Origin of the sequence: Microvirga calopogonii, from assembly GCF_003347665.1 — a bacterium.
Taxonomy (GTDB): Bacteria; Pseudomonadota; Alphaproteobacteria; order Rhizobiales; family Beijerinckiaceae; genus Microvirga; species Microvirga calopogonii.
On the sequence record NZ_QDGA01000012.1, the window covers coordinates 1 to 15,356 of the forward strand.

Here is a 15,356-nt window from a genome sequence, read left to right on the forward strand (position 1 = left end):
TGCGGATTCCGATTCAATCCGGACGGGGATTCCGATTTGACGCCGGACAGCATTCCGGAATGAAGCCGGACACCGTTCCGATCAATTACCGGACACTTTCCCCACTCTGATGATCCCCTGGGTCAGCAACTCGGGCATCACCCTCCTCACGTCATCGAGGAGAATGGAATGCCCGCCAAGAGGAAGCTGACCATGAGACAGTTGAGACAGATGCTGCGCCTGGCCCGGGACGGCATCAGCGTGCGTGACATCGCCGAGAGGCTCGGGATCGCGCGCAGCACCGTCCAGGAGAACCTCAAGCGCGCCGAGCAGGCCGGCTTGAGCTGGCCCTTGCCCGGCGACCTGACCGACGAGGCCCTGGAGAACAGGCTTTTCGCCCGCGCCGGCGTCAAGCAGGGACAGCGCCGGCGGCCCGAGCCCCACTGGGCCGAAGCCATCGTCGAATTGAAGAAGCCCGGCGTCACCCTGCAAATCCTCTGGGAGGAGTACCGGGCCGTCCATTCCAACGGCTATGGCTACAGCCGCTTCTGCGAGCTCTTCCGCTCGTTTGAGAGCCGGCTCTCGCCGACCATGCGCCAGGACCATATTGCCGGCGACAAAGTGTTCGTCGACTATTCCGGCAAGAAGATCGCCATCGTTGATTCCGACACCGGCGAGATCCGCCAGGCCGAGATCTTCGTCGCCGTGCTCGGCGCCTCCAACTTCACCTACGCTGAGGCGACCTGGACCCAGTCCCTGCCGGACTGGATTGGCGCGCATGGGCGCATGTTCCGCGTCTTCGGCGGCGTTCCGCGCCTGATCGTGCCGGACAATCTCAAGTCAGGGGTCAACCGGGCCTCGTTCTACGATCCCGAGATCAACCGCAGCTACGGCATGATGGCCGCGCATTACGGCATCGGCATCCTGCCGGCGCGGCCACGAAAGCCCAAGGACAAAGCCAAAGTGGAGAATGGCGTGCGCTTTGCCCAGACCTGCATTCTCGGACGGCTGCGGCACCAGACTTTCTTCTCGCTGGCCGAAGCCAATGCGGCGATTGCCGGCGCGTGCGAGCGCATCAACGATCATGTCGTGCGCCGCCTCGGGGTCAGCCGCCGGCATCTCTTCGAGACGATGGAGCGCCCGGCGCTCGCGCCGCTGCCGGGCGACGACTACGAGTTCGCCGAATGGCGCTTCGTGCGGGTCGGCACGGACTATCACGTCGAGTACGACGGCTTCTTCTATTCGGTTCCGCACGGCCTGATCCGCGCGCAGGTCGACCTGCGGGCCACCAGCCGCACGATCGAGATCTTCCACCGCGGCCAGCGCGTGGCAACCCATCAGCGCCGCTACGGTGGGCGCCGGCACGGCACCGACCCGGACCACATGCCGAGTTCCCATCGGCGCTATGCCGACTGGACCCCGGAGCGCTTCCGCCGTTGGGCGGCGTCCGTCGGCCCTCAGACGGAAGGTCTGATCACGGCTATTCTGGCGCGCCGCCCGCATCCTGAGCAGGGCTTCCGGACTTGCCTCGGGGTTCTGCGCCTGTTGCGCGATCTCGAACCCGCTCGCGCTGAAGCGGTGTCGGCCCGCGCTCTCCAGATCGGGGCGCTCACCTCCAAGAGCATCGCCTCGATCCTGGCCAACCGCCTGGCCGCCCAACCCGCCCGCGACCCCGAGCCCACCGCCATTCTGGAGCACGCCAACCTGCGCGGCCCCGGCTACTTCCACTAAGGAGATCCTGCATGTTGACCCATCCCACTCTCGCTCTGCTGGCCGATCTTGGTCTTCACGGCATGGCCAGTGCCTTCAAGGCTCTGCAATCCCAGCCCGAGGCTCGGGCTCTCGAGCATGGCGACTGGCTTGCACTGCTGCTCGAACGCGAGGCGACGCTGCGCTGTCAGAAGCGGTTTGAGAGCCGGGCGCGGGCGGCCCGCCTGCGCCATGACGCGCATGTCGAGGATGTCGACTTCAGGGCGGCGCGCGGTCTCGACCGCGGGCTCTTTCTCAAGCTGGCCGGCTGCGATTGGATCCGTGAACGACGCGGGCTCCTGCTGACCGGACCAGCCGGGGTCGGCAAAAGCTGGTTGGCCTGCGCGCTGGGCCAGAAGGCGTGCCGGGAGGACTTCTCGGTCGCTTATCACCGTGCCCCGCGGCTGTTTGCGGCGCTTGGTCTGGCCCGCGGGGACGGCCGCTACGCGCGCATGCTCAAGGCGCTGGCCCGCGTGGATCTTCTCATCCTTGATGATTGGGGGCCCGAGAAGCTCGCTGACGATCAGCGGCGGGATCTGCTGGAGATCGTCGAGGACCGGTACGAGCGGCGCTCCACCATCGTGACGAGCCAGATCCCGGTCGACCGCTGGTATGAGATCATCGGCAATCCGACCATCGCCGATGCGATCCTGGATCGCCTGGTCCACAATGCTTACAGGATTGAACTGTCCGGCGAGAGCCTGCGCAAGCAGCGCTCCCCGGCCGCTGCATCATCGTCCGATTGACGACCGGCCAATCCCACTCCACCATCTCCCATGACCCAGGATCAAACGAGGAGAGTGTCCGGCTTCAGATCGGAACGCTGTCCGGAATGAAATCGGAATGGGTGTCCGGCTTCACCTTGGAATACGCGTCCGGCTTCACCGGTATCCGCACGCTGCCTCATGGATGGCGACTCGAACAAGATCATCGCCCGAAAGTTCGACATCACGGAAGCGACCGTCAAAGTCCACGTGAAAGCGATTCTGCGCAAGATTCAGGCGAAGAACCGCACGCAGGCGGCAATCTGGGCGGCAAGCCATTTGCCGTCGAACCGAAGCACGCCGAACAGCTAGACCATCGTTCAATATGTCTGGCCAATGGGAGACAGGCGCTCCCATTGAATATTTAAGCTAGGCTGGAACAGAACATTCCCACCAATCAGACAGAGATGCCTCACCGCGTCGGAGGATCCGGTCCCGCTATAGGGGCTCTCCCGGCAAGGGGCACGGCTTCGCCGAAGTTCGTCAGAACTAGGTATAATAGATCGTGATCTTTCGTCCCCTCGTTTCCTGTATCGTGACATCCATGTCGTAGATGTCCCGGATCACCTCGCTCGTCATCGTTTCGTCGGGAGACCCGTGGCGGATGATTGCTCCGTCACGTATGGCCACGATGTAGTCCGAGTGGCAGGATGCAACGTTGATGTCGTGGAGGACGAGGACGATCGTCTTCCCCAGATCATCGGCGGCCCGGCGCAGCAGCTTCATCATGCCCACCGCATGCTTCATGTCGAGATTATTCAAGGGCTCGTCGAAGAGCACGTATTCCGCATCGAGTCATAGGGTTTCAACAGAGGTTCCATCAACGAGCGGGAGCGGAGAACGGACTTGGTCCGTGGTACACCGGGGCAGAAAACCGGATCCACTTTTCCGCAGGATGCGCTACGCTTCGCGAAGATCACCGGAATCGAGGGGGCTTCATGACCGGCTATGGCGACACCTACTATGCCCGTACACTCGCTAATGCTTCGCAACGACCTTCGCTCACAGGGACGGTTAAGGCCGATGTTGCCATTGTCGGAGGTGGGCTCGCAGGCCTCACGGCAGCTCTCGAACTAGCTCGAGCAGGCCGATCGGTCGTGGTTCTGGAGGCCGAGCGGGTCGGGTGGGGGGCATCGGGGCGCAATGGAGGCTTCGTCGGTCCGGGTTATGCAACGAGCCATGCCAACATCACCCGCATGGTTGGCAGCGAGCAGGCCAAAGCCCTGCATCGGCTCTCGATCGAAGGCGTGAGTGTCGTTGAAGGAAATCTGAACGACCTTGGCATGAACGAGAACAAGCGCGTCTATGGCAAGATGAGCGTGCTCCGATACCACGATCCCGATGGTCTCACGCGCCAGCGCGAGATGCTGAAGAAGGAGTTCGATTACCACATCGAGGTGATGCAGACTGACGCCGTCCGTGCAGTCTTGCGTTCACAAAAGTATTATCAGGCACTCTACGACCCGGCATCCTTTCACTTCCATCCTCTTAACTACGCTCGATCACTGGCAAAAGCGGTTGAAGATCTGAAAGGAAGGATCTTTGAGGGTTCACGCGTAGTCGATTGCGATTTCGAGAGTGCGGAGAAGATTATCAGGACGGAACATGGCGACGTTAGGGCGCGTGACGTGGTCCTCGCTGGCGGCGGCTATACGGATAATCTTGTGCCTCGCCTGCGCCGCAGCATCCTCCCGATCGCAACGTATGTTCTTCTAACGGAATCGGCCCCGGAGAAGATCGCAGAGGCGGTGCGAACGCCGGTGGCGATCAGCGACAACCGGCGTGCAGGCGATTACTATCGTGTTGTCGACGGAGGGGCGCGGCTTCTCTGGGGAGGACGGATCACGACACGAACGACGGAGCCGCGACGTCTCGCGGATATGATGCAAAAGACGATGGTCTCTACCTATCCGCAGCTTGAGGGTGTGCGCGTGGAGACAGCCTGGTCGGGTCTCATGGCCTATGCCCGTCATCTGATGCCCCTCATCGGGAAGCTTCAACCGGGTGTCTGGCACGTGTTCGGCTTCGGTGGACGGGGCATGAACACGACCGCCATCGGCGGGCGTGTGATCGCGGAAGGAATTCTTGGAACGAGCGATCGTTACCGCCTTTACGAGCCCTTCAGCCTCGCATGGAACGGAGGGCCGTTCGGCGTTGCCGCGGCGCAGATCACGTACTGGACCTATCAGGCCCTGGATCGTGCAAAGGAGCGTCGGGCGGCACGGGCCGCCTGACCGCTCTGGCGATGCTTCAATCGTGACCGAGGCGCATGCGCCGTTCCAGGAAGCGGCTGTAGGCCCCCATCCCGTATGAGAACACCAGGAACACGAAGGCTGCGAAAACGTATCCTTCGAGAACGGCGATGCCGACCCAGTTCGGGTCCGTCATGGCCGTACGAACAGTGGACAGGAAATCCAGAAGGCCAATGATCGTGACGAGGGTCGTGTCCTGGAAAAAGCCGATGGAAATGTTCACGAGCGGAGGAATCGCGATCTTCAGGGCCTGCGGCAGAACGACGAGGCGCATGGCTTGCCAGTAATGCAGGCCCATCGCGCTGGCGGCCTCATGCTGCCCTCGGGGAATAGCCTGCAATCCGCCACGCACCGCCTCGGCGATATAAGCTGCGGCAAAGATTATGATGGCGATCTGAGCCCGCAGCAGTTTGTCCACCGTTATCCCGCTCGGCATGAAGAGAGGCAGCATCACGGACGCCATGAACAGGATACTGATGAGCGGCACGCCTCGGATCACCTCAATGAAGACGATTGCGATCACTCGGATGGCAGGGAGTTTCGATGAGCGGGCAAGGGCGAGAACCACGCCGAGAGGAAAGCCGAAGGCAAGCCCGACCGCAGACAGCAGAAAGGACAGGGGCAGGCCACTCCACTGCGTCGTTGGCACATGGGAAAGGCCAAACACGCCGCCCCCGATCAGGACTGCCGTTGCGACGATCGTTACACCCCAGAGCACGAGAAGATTTCTGCTCCAGAAGCGCGGGATCATGGTGATCCCCATGGCGCCCAGAAACAGCACCATGGCGAGCAGCACGCGCCACTGTTCGTCATAGGGATAAACACCAAAGATCATGAAGCGCAGCTTCGCTTCATAGAATGGCCAGCAGGCCCCGTTCCCGACCTTGCAGGCCTGGGCACCTCCTTCGGTAACCGCTCGGGTCACGAGCCAGCCATAGGCGCCTTTGGCTCCAAGCCACAGGATCCATAGGCATACCAACGTTATCACCGCATTGACAGGGGTCCCGACGAGAGGCTTGAGCGCACGATGAAGAAGACGGCGGCCAATATCCGGCTCCCGTTGTACCGGCATCTTCAGTTGAGCTTCCGCGATGTCGGTCGCTGTCGTCATGGTCTAGCGCTCCTTCAGCGCGACGCGGCTGTTGTACCAGTTCATGAACAGGGAAATCATGATCGACAGGCCGAGATAGACGAGCATGAAGATCGCAATGCCCTCGATCGCCTGTCCGGTCTGGTTCATGGTGGTATTCGATACCATGACGAGATCCGGATATCCGATCGCGATGGCGAGAGACGAATTCTTGAACAGGCTCAAATAGCTGCTGGTGAGCGGCGGAATGATCACGCGGAGCGCTTGAGGGAGAATGACGAGACGCATGGTCAATCCATCGCGCAGGCCAAGTGCGCGGGCTGCCTCCCATTGTCCTTTTCGGACGGACAGAATCCCGCTTCGCACGATCTCCGCAATGCCGGCAGAAGCCGAAAGAGCAAGGCCGACGAGCAGGGCGGTGAACTCCGGCCTGAGTTGAGCGCCTCCCGTCAGACGAAAGCGCCCCTTCTCCGGAAGGCTGACGGTCAGATCGGGTTGCGCAATTAGAATTGCGAGCATCGGCGGCACCAGAAGGGCCAGGGCAACCCAGGGCCACGTCATTCGCGCCTTGCCTGTGCGGATCCGTTCGGCCGTCGCCCGGCGATGAACGAAAATTCCGAGAGCACCTCCGATAAAAAGCGCCAGAAGGACAAGCGTATGAGCGCTGGTCCATACGAGAGACGGCACGGTCAGGCCGCTATTGCTCAGGAAGACGTGTGGCAGAATTTCCCATGCTTCGCGCACGGCCGGGAGGCTCGTGACGATCAGGGCATACCAGAGGAAGAGATAGAGCAGCAAAGGCACATTGCGCAGCGCTTCCACATAGAGAAAGGCCAGAAGCGCCAACAGCGGATTTCGGGAAAGGCGGGCGATGCCGACGAAAAGCCCGATGATTGTCGCGAGCACGACACTCCAAGCCGAAACCCAGACCGTGTTGACGATGCCGGCAAGGATTGCCCGCCCATATGTATCGGTGGGCTTGTAGTCGATCAATGTCTGGCTGATCACGAAGCCGGCTTCGCGGCTCAGGTAGCCGAAACCCGTCGCGATATTCTGCTCGGCCAGCTTTCGCGATACGTTCGAGAACAGGTAAAGTCCCAGGAGAACGATGCTTCCGACGGCGATCATCTGATAGAGGATCGCCCGAAAACGCAGATTGTACAGGAGTCTCGTCCCGCTCATCGCATCAACGCGCATGATGATCCTTTCCGGATAGGACTGAGGAGGGAACGGGTGGCCTTGCGACCACCCGTCGATCTCAGACTACCGGAACGGCGGCGCGTAGAGCAGGCCACCTTTGGTCCAGAGTTCATTCGGTCCGCGCGTCAGGCCCAACCGGGTCTTCGGGCCGAGGTTGCGGTCGAAGACCTCGCCGTAATTCCCGAGCGACTTGATGATGTTGTAGCCCCATTTGTTGTCGAGGCCGAGCATCTTTCCGAAGTCGCCGTTCACGCCGAGCATGCGCTGAATCTCGGGATCTTCGCTCTTGAGCTGCTCGTCGACATTCGCCTGGGTGACGCCCTTCTCCTCCGCGCCGATGAGGGTATAGATCGACCAGTTCAGGATGTCGCGCCAGTTCGGGTCGTTCTGGCGGATCGTCGGCGCAAGCGGCTCCTTCGAGATCGTCTCGGGCAGGACGACATACTGCGACGGGTCGTTGGCGATCGCACGGACGGAAGCAAGGTCCGAGCGATCCGTCGTGATGGCATCGCAGCGTCCGTTGAAGAAGGCGTTGCGCCATTCGTCGGAGTTCTCGAACACCACGGATTCATACTTGATGTTCTTGGGCCGGAAGAAGTCCTCCAGGTTTTGGAGGGTCGTCGTTCCGGGCAGCAGGCAGATCGCCGCATCGGCGAGTTCGCTGGCGCTTTTCACGTTGAGCTTGGCCGGCGCCATCAGGCCCTGGCCGTCGTAGAACACCACGGGCCCGAAATCGAGGCCGAGGGAGGCATCGCGCGTGAAGCTCCAGGTATTCTGGCGGGAGAGGATGTCGACTTCTCCGGACTGAACGGCCTGGAAGCGGACGTTGGTATTCAGCGGAACATATTCGACCTTGTCGGGATCGGCGAAGACGGCGGCCGACACGGCACGGCAGATGTCGACATCGAAGCCCCGTCGAACGCCCTTGTCGTCGGCATAGGAGAATCCTGGAGCGACAGGCGATACGCCACACAGAATCTTGCCGCGCTTCTTGACCGTCTCAAGGGTTGATTGAGCAGATGCCGGTGCTGCGGAAACAGCCGCGACACCGGCGATGAGGCCCAGTGCGAGCCACCGGCCTATGGTTTTCGATTGAATCATTGTACTCCCTCTTTTCCCTGCGCCTTATCTGGTCGCTCCGTGTCAAGCTAGACCCGAAACAATCAAGGTTTCAAGGATAGAATTTCCTAACGTAAGGCGTTTGAGATCTTGCTGATTGACTAAAAGGTATGCACACTCGCCCGCCTTCGACTGCAGCCTCTGCTGCAACCACCCCTGCCGCGCGAGTGGTCCATGCCTATCCTGCCGAAAGCCGATATCATCCTCACGAACGGCCGCGTCTTTCGCGGATTCTCAGAGCGGGTGACCGAAGCCGTTGCCTTGTGGGCCGGTCAGGTTCTCGCTGCAGGATCGGCGGCCGACATGGAGCCCCTTATCGGGCCGTCGACCCAGGTGATCGATCTTCGAGGCCGCCTCGCGACCCCGGGACTGTGCGACTCTCACATGCATCTTCTCCCCTATGGCGTAATCATGGGACATGTGGACGTGCGCGCATCCTCCGCGCCGACACTTGCGGCTTTGCTCGACAAGGTTCGGCAGCGTGCCGCCGTCACGCCGCCGGGACAGTGGATTCAAGGGCGTGGATACGACCAGTTCGAACTCGATGTGAGACGCCATCCGCTCCGGGAGGAGCTCGACGCGGCGGCGCCCGATCACCCGGTCGCGATCGTGCGGGCCTGCGGCCATGTTACGATCTGCAACTCGAAGGCGCTTGAACTGGCGGGCATCGACGAGACCACGCCCGTTCCCCAGGGAGGCGCCATCGAGCAACGGGACGGACGGCTCACCGGACTGCTGGCCGAGACCGGGCGCGACCAGCTCAAGGCGGTACTGCCGGAGCCGACGGACCAGGAACTCGTCCAGGCCATCGACGACGCCGGCCGCGCGTGCCTGTCCTACGGCATCACCAGCGTGATGGATGCCGGTGTCGGCATGAGGGCAGGGTACCGCGAGGTCGCTGCCTATCGCACGGCCCAGCGCCTCCATCGTCTGCCTGTTCGGACGACCCAGTGCCTACTCGGCGGGCCAGGAGGCATCGTGGAGCAAGCCTATGCGGACGGCGTGGTGACGGGTGTGGGCGATTCCATGCTGCGCGTGGGACCCGTGAAGATTTTTACCGACGGCAGTGCCGGTGGGCGAACCGCCGCCATGAGCGAGCCCTATCTCGGAGAGCCCAAGACCAACGGCCTGATGCTCCTGCACGACAACGAGATGAACGATCTCGTGCATGATTATCACGCCAAAGGATATCAGCTTGCCGTCCATGCGATCGGCGATGCGGCCATCGAGCAGACCCTCAATGCCTTCGAACTCGCTCTTGAGGCCATGCCGGACTCAGACCGTCGTCACAGAATAGAGCATGCGGGCTATGCGAGAGCCGACCAGAATGCCCGCATGAAGCGACTGGGTGTTCAGCCCGTGCCGCAGCCGGTGTTCATCTACGACTTCGGTGATCTTTATGTTTCGGTTGTTGGCGAGAAGCGGGCGAAGCCCTCCTATCCGCTCAGGACATGGATCGATCTCGGCTTCAAGCCTGCTGCCGGCAGCGATGCTCCGGTCTGCGACATCAACCCCTTCCCGAACTTCTTCTCGATGCTGACCCGCAAGACGGCTCACGGAACCATCATGGACGAGCGGGAGGTGGTGTCCATCGAGCAGGCGATCATGGCCTTCACGGAATTCGGAGCCTATGTGAACAAGGCCGAGCACGAATGGGGGCGTCTCGTTCCCGGCCTTGCGGCAGATGTAGCGGTCTTTTCCCGCGATCTCCTGACGGCGTCCCCTGAAGAGATCCTGCATGACACCCGGTGCGACCTCACGATTCGCGGGGGCGAGATCGTGTTTGATCGCCATGGGGAGATGGCTAGCTGAGTGCTACCCGTCGAACCAACAGCATTCGAATCTAACAAGGCCCCGAATCCATTCGGAGCCTTTTGTCTTTTGGACCGTCTGTTCGACGTAGCTTAATTGCGAATGGGAAAGACCCTGGGGCTCAGCTCCTCAAGCCCACGCCCGGCCCAGTCTCGTTGAGGCGCCGCCGCAATGGCTTCCGCCTGCCCCCTGCGCAGCATTTCGAGATCGTCGCTGATGTCGAAGTCGAGAATCTCGCCGTCTCTTACGACCTGACGCCCGTCCACGTAGACATCCTTGATAGCTCTGTCATTGGCGGAATAGATGAGGCTGCGAACAGGTTCGTAATCCGGCTGCATATAGGGATTGCTCATGTCGACGACCGAGAAATCTGCTTTGCAGCCGGGCGCGAGGCGTCCCAGATCGGGCCGATGGATCATGTCGGCACCAACAGCAGTGGCAGCCATGAATGCATCGTGGGTCGTGGCGGCCGTGAAGCTGCCTCCCACGATGCGGCCGGCGTAACAGGCCATGCGGAGTTCATCGAGCATGTTGTGCGGGAAGCTGTCCGTCCCGATGCCGCACCGGATGCCAGCCTTCACGTAGCGGGTCAATGTGTTCAGAGCGATGCCGCGGCGCGCGAAGACGACAGGACAATGCGCCACCTGGGCGCCGCTGTCGCGCAGACGCTCGAAGTCGTTGGCGTGAGGCCAGTGCAGCCACGGATGGTCGTTCAGGAAGATGCAGTGGCCGATGATCGTGTCGGGACCCAGCGCTCCGATCTTGTCGAGCCATTCGATGGGCGTGCAGCCATAGCGGCGCATGATTTCTTGAAACTCGACGATGCTCTGCGCGGCATGGATCTGGATCGGCTGGCCCCGCTCCCGTGCCGCATCGAGTGCGTCCCGGATCTGCCCCTCGGTGCAGGTATCGATCTGAGCCGGGCCGATGAACCCTGTGATGCGACCACTCGGATGTTTCGAGGAAGCATCCGCGATCTCGATGGCTTCGCGCAGCAGCCGGTCGCCGGTGGCCGGATCGAGGTCGTACTCCACCGAGTGGCCGTTGGTAGTCTTCCAGGGACCGGACCGGAACATGCCCCAGAGCACGGCGCGGATGCCGGTCTCCGCATATTCATCGGCCCAGGTCGTGCGGGGGCGACCGAGATCGCAGATCGTCGTGACGCCGCTTTTCAAGAGCTCGGACGTTGCCACGCGCAGGGCAGGGCGCGTGTATTCGGGACCGATCTGGAAGACTGGCATGAATTCGTAGAGCGAACTCTGTCCGAGGCGCGGGCTGCCCAGTTCCTCCAGCATTCCTTTCCAACCGGGCTCATGTCCGGGATGACTGTGGATATCCACGAAGCCAGGGATGATCATCATCTTGCTGGCGTCGACTTCAACATCGACAGGACCGGGATAGTCCTTGCCGACATGGACGATGTCCGAACCTCGGATCACAAAATCCGCATTGCGGAGATAGACATGGGATCCAGCGGCTTCATCCCAGGCGACGATCCAGTCGCAGTTCCGGAAAAGCGTTGTCTTGGCGACAGGGGTGGTCATTTCGGGCTCCAAGAGGCGGGGAAACGATAGGAGTTTTCAGGATGCGAGCGCCTGCGAGAGGCGAACATGGCTGACAGCCATGCCAACAGCGGCCTGGGTCGGCTCGACGACAGGGATGCCGACCGCGTCTTGCAGCGCGGCACGGTATCGGGCCATGCCGGCGCATCCCATGACGAGAACGTCGGCGCCGTGCACGTCTCTCAACGTCTGCCCGACATCGGCCATGCGGGCCAACGTTCGATCTTCATCGGAGAGTTCTGCAACGCTGAGCCCGATCGGAAGATCGGCTGCGAAGCGATCCATGACGCCCATCGCGCCGAAATAGCGAAGATGCCTTGGGATGGATGTCGGCAGGATCGCGATGACGCCGAAGCGCTGACCGAATGTGAGTGCCGTCAGCACGCCACATTCGGCGATGCCGAGAACGCGATGGCGGCTCTGTTCGCGAAGGGCGTGGAGGCCTGGATCCGAAAAGCAGGCAATGACGAACGCGCCTGCACTCTCCTCCAAGTCAGCCGCCTTGCGCAGGATCGGCGTGACCACGCCGTCGACATCCCGCTGAGACTGGATGCCGGGCGGGCCTTCGGCCAGGGAGAGACAGACAATCTCCGGCCCATCGGTGCTTCGCAGGGGTGCCACGGCCTTGTCGATCTCTGCCGTGACGGTTTGGGATGAATTCGGATTGATCACATAGACCGGGGAGCCCATGATCGTCTTACCCTCGGCGTGCAAGCGGCAGGGAGTAGGGGGAGAGAACAGACAGCGGGCGGCCCTGGGGATCGTCCCGCTCAGCCCGCCGGCAGGCGCGCTTCTGTGTATCTTGCAGCTCGCGAACCGCGCCTTCATAGTCGAGATTGACGACGCGGCGGTCCTTCAGGACAGCGTGTCCATCCACGTAAACGTCGCGAACGGCGCGCTCCGCAGCGCAATGGATCAGATTGCGTAACGGATCGTGAACGGGTTGCATGGCTGGATGGCTCAAATCCACTAATGCAAGATCCGCCTTGGCGCCGGCCGTCAGCCGTCCTATGTCGTCTCGGCCGAGGGCTTTCGCCCCGCCCGTCGTTGCAACCGCGAACAGGCTGCCCGTATCGAGATCGAAAACGCTGCGGCCGGAAATGCGCGAGCAGATCAGCGCCTCCCGCATTTCTTCCAGCATGTTGAACGGGTAGCTGTCGGTGCCGAGCCCGACATTGACGCCGGCACGGCGATAGGCGCCGAGGCTTTCCAGGGTCATGCCGCTGCGCGCGAACGTGACGGGGCAATGGGCGACCGATGTTCCGCTTGCGGCGAGCCGTGCAAGGTCGTCACGACTGCGCTGCCTTGTCCAGGAATGGTGATCGAGAAAGATGCAATGGCCCAGGATCAGGTCCGGTCCGAGGACGCCGAGGCGCTCCAGAAACGCCGGGGCGGTCTCCCCGGTACGCCGCAGCAATTCCTCATGCTCGGCCATGGTCTGGGCCGCATGGATGGTGACGCGCATTCCGCGGCGGCGTGCCTCAGTGACGGCTTCCTGGATCAGCTCCTCGGAACAGGTCTCGATCTGGGATGGGGCGATCACGCCATCGATGCGGCCGCTCGGATGCGCGCGTGCTTTATCAACGAAAGTCAGGGCTTCGGCATATCGCTCGCGACCCTGGGCTCTGTTCCAGTCGAAGTCGAGGCGGTGGCTGCCGGCCATGCGCCATTGCGCTTCCCGGAAGCCAGGCGCGAGATATGCCCGCAAGCCGCTCTCGGCAGCAAGAGAGAGCCAGGTCGGAGAGGGCGATGCGATGTCGAGATGAGTGGTCACGCCGCTGCGCATCAGGTCGCTCAGCATCACCGTCTGGCAGGCTGCCTTGGCATCCATATCGGCATCGACCAGGGCTGAATACTCATACAGAGCATTGCCCCAGAGAGCGGCCGTTCCGACATCCTCGAAAAGACCCTTGGCAATCGGCTCGTCGCCGGAATGGCAATGGATGTTGACGAGGCCGGGCATGACCATGACGCCTGCGCCGATGATCACTTCATCGGCATGGCCCTCAAAAGCCGGGCCGACATACAGGATGCCGGATGCCGAGAAGGCTATATCGGCGTCCTGCATGTAAACGTGTTGCGAAGCGTCCGCGTCCCACGCAATGGCCCAGTCGGCCTTTCGAACAACCTTGATTGTGTCAGTCATGATCTATCGGCCAATGCAATGGGTTGAGTGTTAAGGGAGCAAGCTGCCGGCGTGATCACAGGAGGTGTGCGCCGAAATTGGTGGCGGGATCGAACTCAGGACTGAGCCTGCCAGTCGGCCACATGGAGGGCGCGATGCCACGCAGCTGCAGCTGTCCCGATCCGGGAGACGCCTGAAGCCGTCCGTCGGCGATGATCGTGTCGCCGCGGCGCAGCACGATCTCCGGCCAGCCTTTCAGCCTGCGACCCGCAAAGGGATTATAGCCGACATTGTCATGCAGGCCGTCATCCCGGAGAACCGTCTCCCGGTCGGGATCCCAGATCGCGATATCCGCATCGGCGCCCACTGTGATGGCGCCTTTTCGAGGATGAAGTCCGTAGATCTTCGCCGGGGCGGTGGCTGTCAGCTCGACGAATTTCTCGATGGTCGATCGACCCTGGCTCACCATGGCGTCGAAGAGCAGCGGCAGGCGGGTCTCCAGTCCCGGAAGTCCGTTTGCAATCTGCTTGAAATCCGGGTTTGCGCCAGCGGCAAGCTTGCCGCTTTCATCGAATCGGTAAGGGGCATGGTCGGAGGAAACGATCTGGAGGTCGCCAAGATCAAGCCCGCGCCACAGGGCCTCCTGGTCCGAGATCGTGCGTGGAGGAGGGGAACACATCCATTTGGCGCCCTCGACGCCCGGACGGTCGAGATCCCGGGCGGTCAGGAACAGGTATTGCGGACAGGTTTCCGCGAAGACCTTGATGCCCTCACCGCGTGCGCGCCGGATGATCGCGGCGCCCTCCGCAGTCGAGACGTGGAACAGCATGACAGGCTGGTCCAGAAGCTGGGAAAACCGGATGAGGCGCTCGAAAGCCTCGATCTCGCACACCCGCGGGTGACTGACGCCATGGAATTTCGGCTCAACGTATCCACGGCCTATGAGTCTCTCGGCCATCCATTTGATCATGCCGTGGTTCTCGGCATGAGCGCAAACCAGGGCTCCGTGTTTGCGGGCCACCATCATCACGTCGAGGACCTGCTCGTCGAGGAGGCGCACCCGATCATAAGTCATGAAGATCTTAATCGACCGATGGCCGGTCTCGATCAGCTCCGGCAGATCCCGCTCCAATGTTTCAGGTGTCGGATCGGAGATCCAGAGATGGAAGGCATAGTCCGTCACCGCGCCGGCTGCCGCGAGGCGCGCGTAGTTCTCCACGACATCGCGCAGACTGTCTCCCCGATGTTGGGCCGCAAAGGAAATGACCGTCGTCGTTCCGCCGAACGCTGCGGAGCGTGTCGCCGTCTCGAAGGTATCGGCATTCATCAATCCGCCACCGGAGAGTTGCTCGATATGGCAATGCGCATCCACGCCACCGGGCAGAACGAGCTTGCCGGCAGCATCGATGCTAGCCCGGGCCTGAAGCTCTCGGCCCAAAGCGGCGATCGTTCCATCGTGGATTGCCACATCCATCGTTGAGACGCCTTCGGTAGTCGCGACGCGTCCACCTTTGATGACGAGATCGTATTCTGCCAATAGGCTCCCCCCAAGGTCCCCGCAGGATCGTTTGTTATTCTCTTTGATGGGCTTCAATGTACGCAGACGGGCTGGGCCTCAGCAAGGAGAAGTTGGCGCAGACACAAGTCTAAGTTCGCCACTCCTGCGATGATGTAGGATATCGATCGGAGGTGCGGTCGATCTGC

The 15,356-nt window shown here is 61.8% G+C and carries 11 protein-coding genes and 2 pseudogenes; 5 read left to right on the forward strand and 8 right to left on the reverse strand.

The genetic code is table 11. The features are described from left to right. Positions 1-168 precede the first annotated feature (168 nt). From istA to DDF70_RS12115, 3 genes and pseudogenes are all read left to right on the forward strand, one after another. The gene (gene istA / locus DDF70_RS12105) at positions 169-1,710 is read left to right on the forward strand and encodes an IS21 family transposase (protein WP_281024360.1); all 1,542 of its coding nucleotides are present in this window, start codon (positions 169-171) and stop codon (positions 1,708-1,710) included. Positions 1,711-1,721: 11 nt separating this feature from the next. Then, entirely contained in the window at positions 1,722-2,474 is a 753-nt protein-coding gene (gene istB, locus DDF70_RS12110) for an IS21-like element helper ATPase IstB (protein ID WP_114945129.1), read from the forward strand. 159 nt (positions 2,475-2,633) lie between these two features. Continuing rightward, positions 2,634-2,804, forward strand: a pseudogene (locus tag DDF70_RS12115) (LuxR C-terminal-related transcriptional regulator); the annotation flags it as partial. 177 nt (positions 2,805-2,981) lie between these two features. Here the strand turns inward: DDF70_RS12115 and DDF70_RS12120 are convergent. After that, a pseudogene (locus DDF70_RS12120) lies at positions 2,982-3,284 on the reverse strand (ATP-binding cassette domain-containing protein); the annotation flags it as partial. 146 nt (positions 3,285-3,430) lie between these two features. Here DDF70_RS12120 and DDF70_RS12125 point away from each other — a divergent pair. Then, complete coding sequence (locus DDF70_RS12125) at positions 3,431-4,726, forward strand: NAD(P)/FAD-dependent oxidoreductase (protein WP_114945130.1); 1,296 nt, start codon at positions 3,431-3,433, stop codon at positions 4,724-4,726. Between the two features lie 16 nt (positions 4,727-4,742). On the opposite strand, the gene DDF70_RS12130 is transcribed toward DDF70_RS12125, so the two are convergent. The 3 genes from DDF70_RS12130 to DDF70_RS12140 all read right to left on the reverse strand — a co-directional run bounded on the left by DDF70_RS12130 (position 4,743) and on the right by DDF70_RS12140 (position 8,135). Continuing rightward, positions 4,743-5,855 (reverse strand): amino acid ABC transporter permease, encoded by a 1,113-nt coding sequence (locus DDF70_RS12130; protein ID WP_114945131.1) that lies wholly within the window; start codon positions 5,853-5,855, stop codon positions 4,743-4,745. 3 nt (positions 5,856-5,858) lie between these two features. Further along, complete coding sequence (locus tag DDF70_RS12135; protein WP_114945132.1) at positions 5,859-7,031, reverse strand: amino acid ABC transporter permease; 1,173 nt, start codon at positions 7,029-7,031, stop codon at positions 5,859-5,861. Positions 7,032-7,097: 66 nt separating this feature from the next. Next, the gene (locus tag DDF70_RS12140) at positions 7,098-8,135 is read right to left on the reverse strand and encodes an amino acid ABC transporter substrate-binding protein (protein WP_114945133.1); all 1,038 of its coding nucleotides are present in this window, start codon (positions 8,133-8,135) and stop codon (positions 7,098-7,100) included. A 192-nt stretch (positions 8,136-8,327) separates the two neighbouring features. Here DDF70_RS12140 and DDF70_RS12145 point away from each other — a divergent pair, with 192 nt between their 5' ends. Continuing rightward, entirely contained in the window at positions 8,328-9,965 is a 1,638-nt protein-coding gene (locus DDF70_RS12145) for an amidohydrolase (RefSeq protein ID WP_114945134.1), read from the forward strand. Between the two features lie 92 nt (positions 9,966-10,057). Here the strand turns inward: DDF70_RS12145 and DDF70_RS12150 are convergent, their stop codons facing one another. Genes DDF70_RS12150 through hydA form a run of 4 tightly spaced genes read right to left on the reverse strand, consistent with a single transcriptional unit; the run spans position 10,058 to position 15,189 of the window. Continuing rightward, positions 10,058-11,509 (reverse strand): amidohydrolase family protein, encoded by a 1,452-nt coding sequence (locus DDF70_RS12150; protein ID WP_114945135.1) that lies wholly within the window; start codon positions 11,507-11,509, stop codon positions 10,058-10,060. A gap of 36 nt (positions 11,510-11,545) precedes the next feature. After that, positions 11,546-12,217 (reverse strand): aspartate/glutamate racemase family protein, encoded by a 672-nt coding sequence (locus DDF70_RS12155; RefSeq protein WP_114945136.1) that lies wholly within the window; start codon positions 12,215-12,217, stop codon positions 11,546-11,548. Between the two features lie 7 nt (positions 12,218-12,224). Next, positions 12,225-13,673 carry an amidohydrolase family protein gene (locus tag DDF70_RS12160; RefSeq protein ID WP_114945137.1) on the reverse strand — a complete coding sequence of 483 codons (1,449 nt, stop codon included), beginning with the start codon at positions 13,671-13,673 and terminating at the stop codon, positions 12,225-12,227. A gap of 55 nt (positions 13,674-13,728) precedes the next feature. Further along, the gene (gene hydA / locus DDF70_RS12165) at positions 13,729-15,189 is read right to left on the reverse strand and encodes a dihydropyrimidinase (RefSeq protein WP_114945138.1); all 1,461 of its coding nucleotides are present in this window, start codon (positions 15,187-15,189) and stop codon (positions 13,729-13,731) included. Positions 15,190-15,356 lie beyond the last annotated feature (167 nt).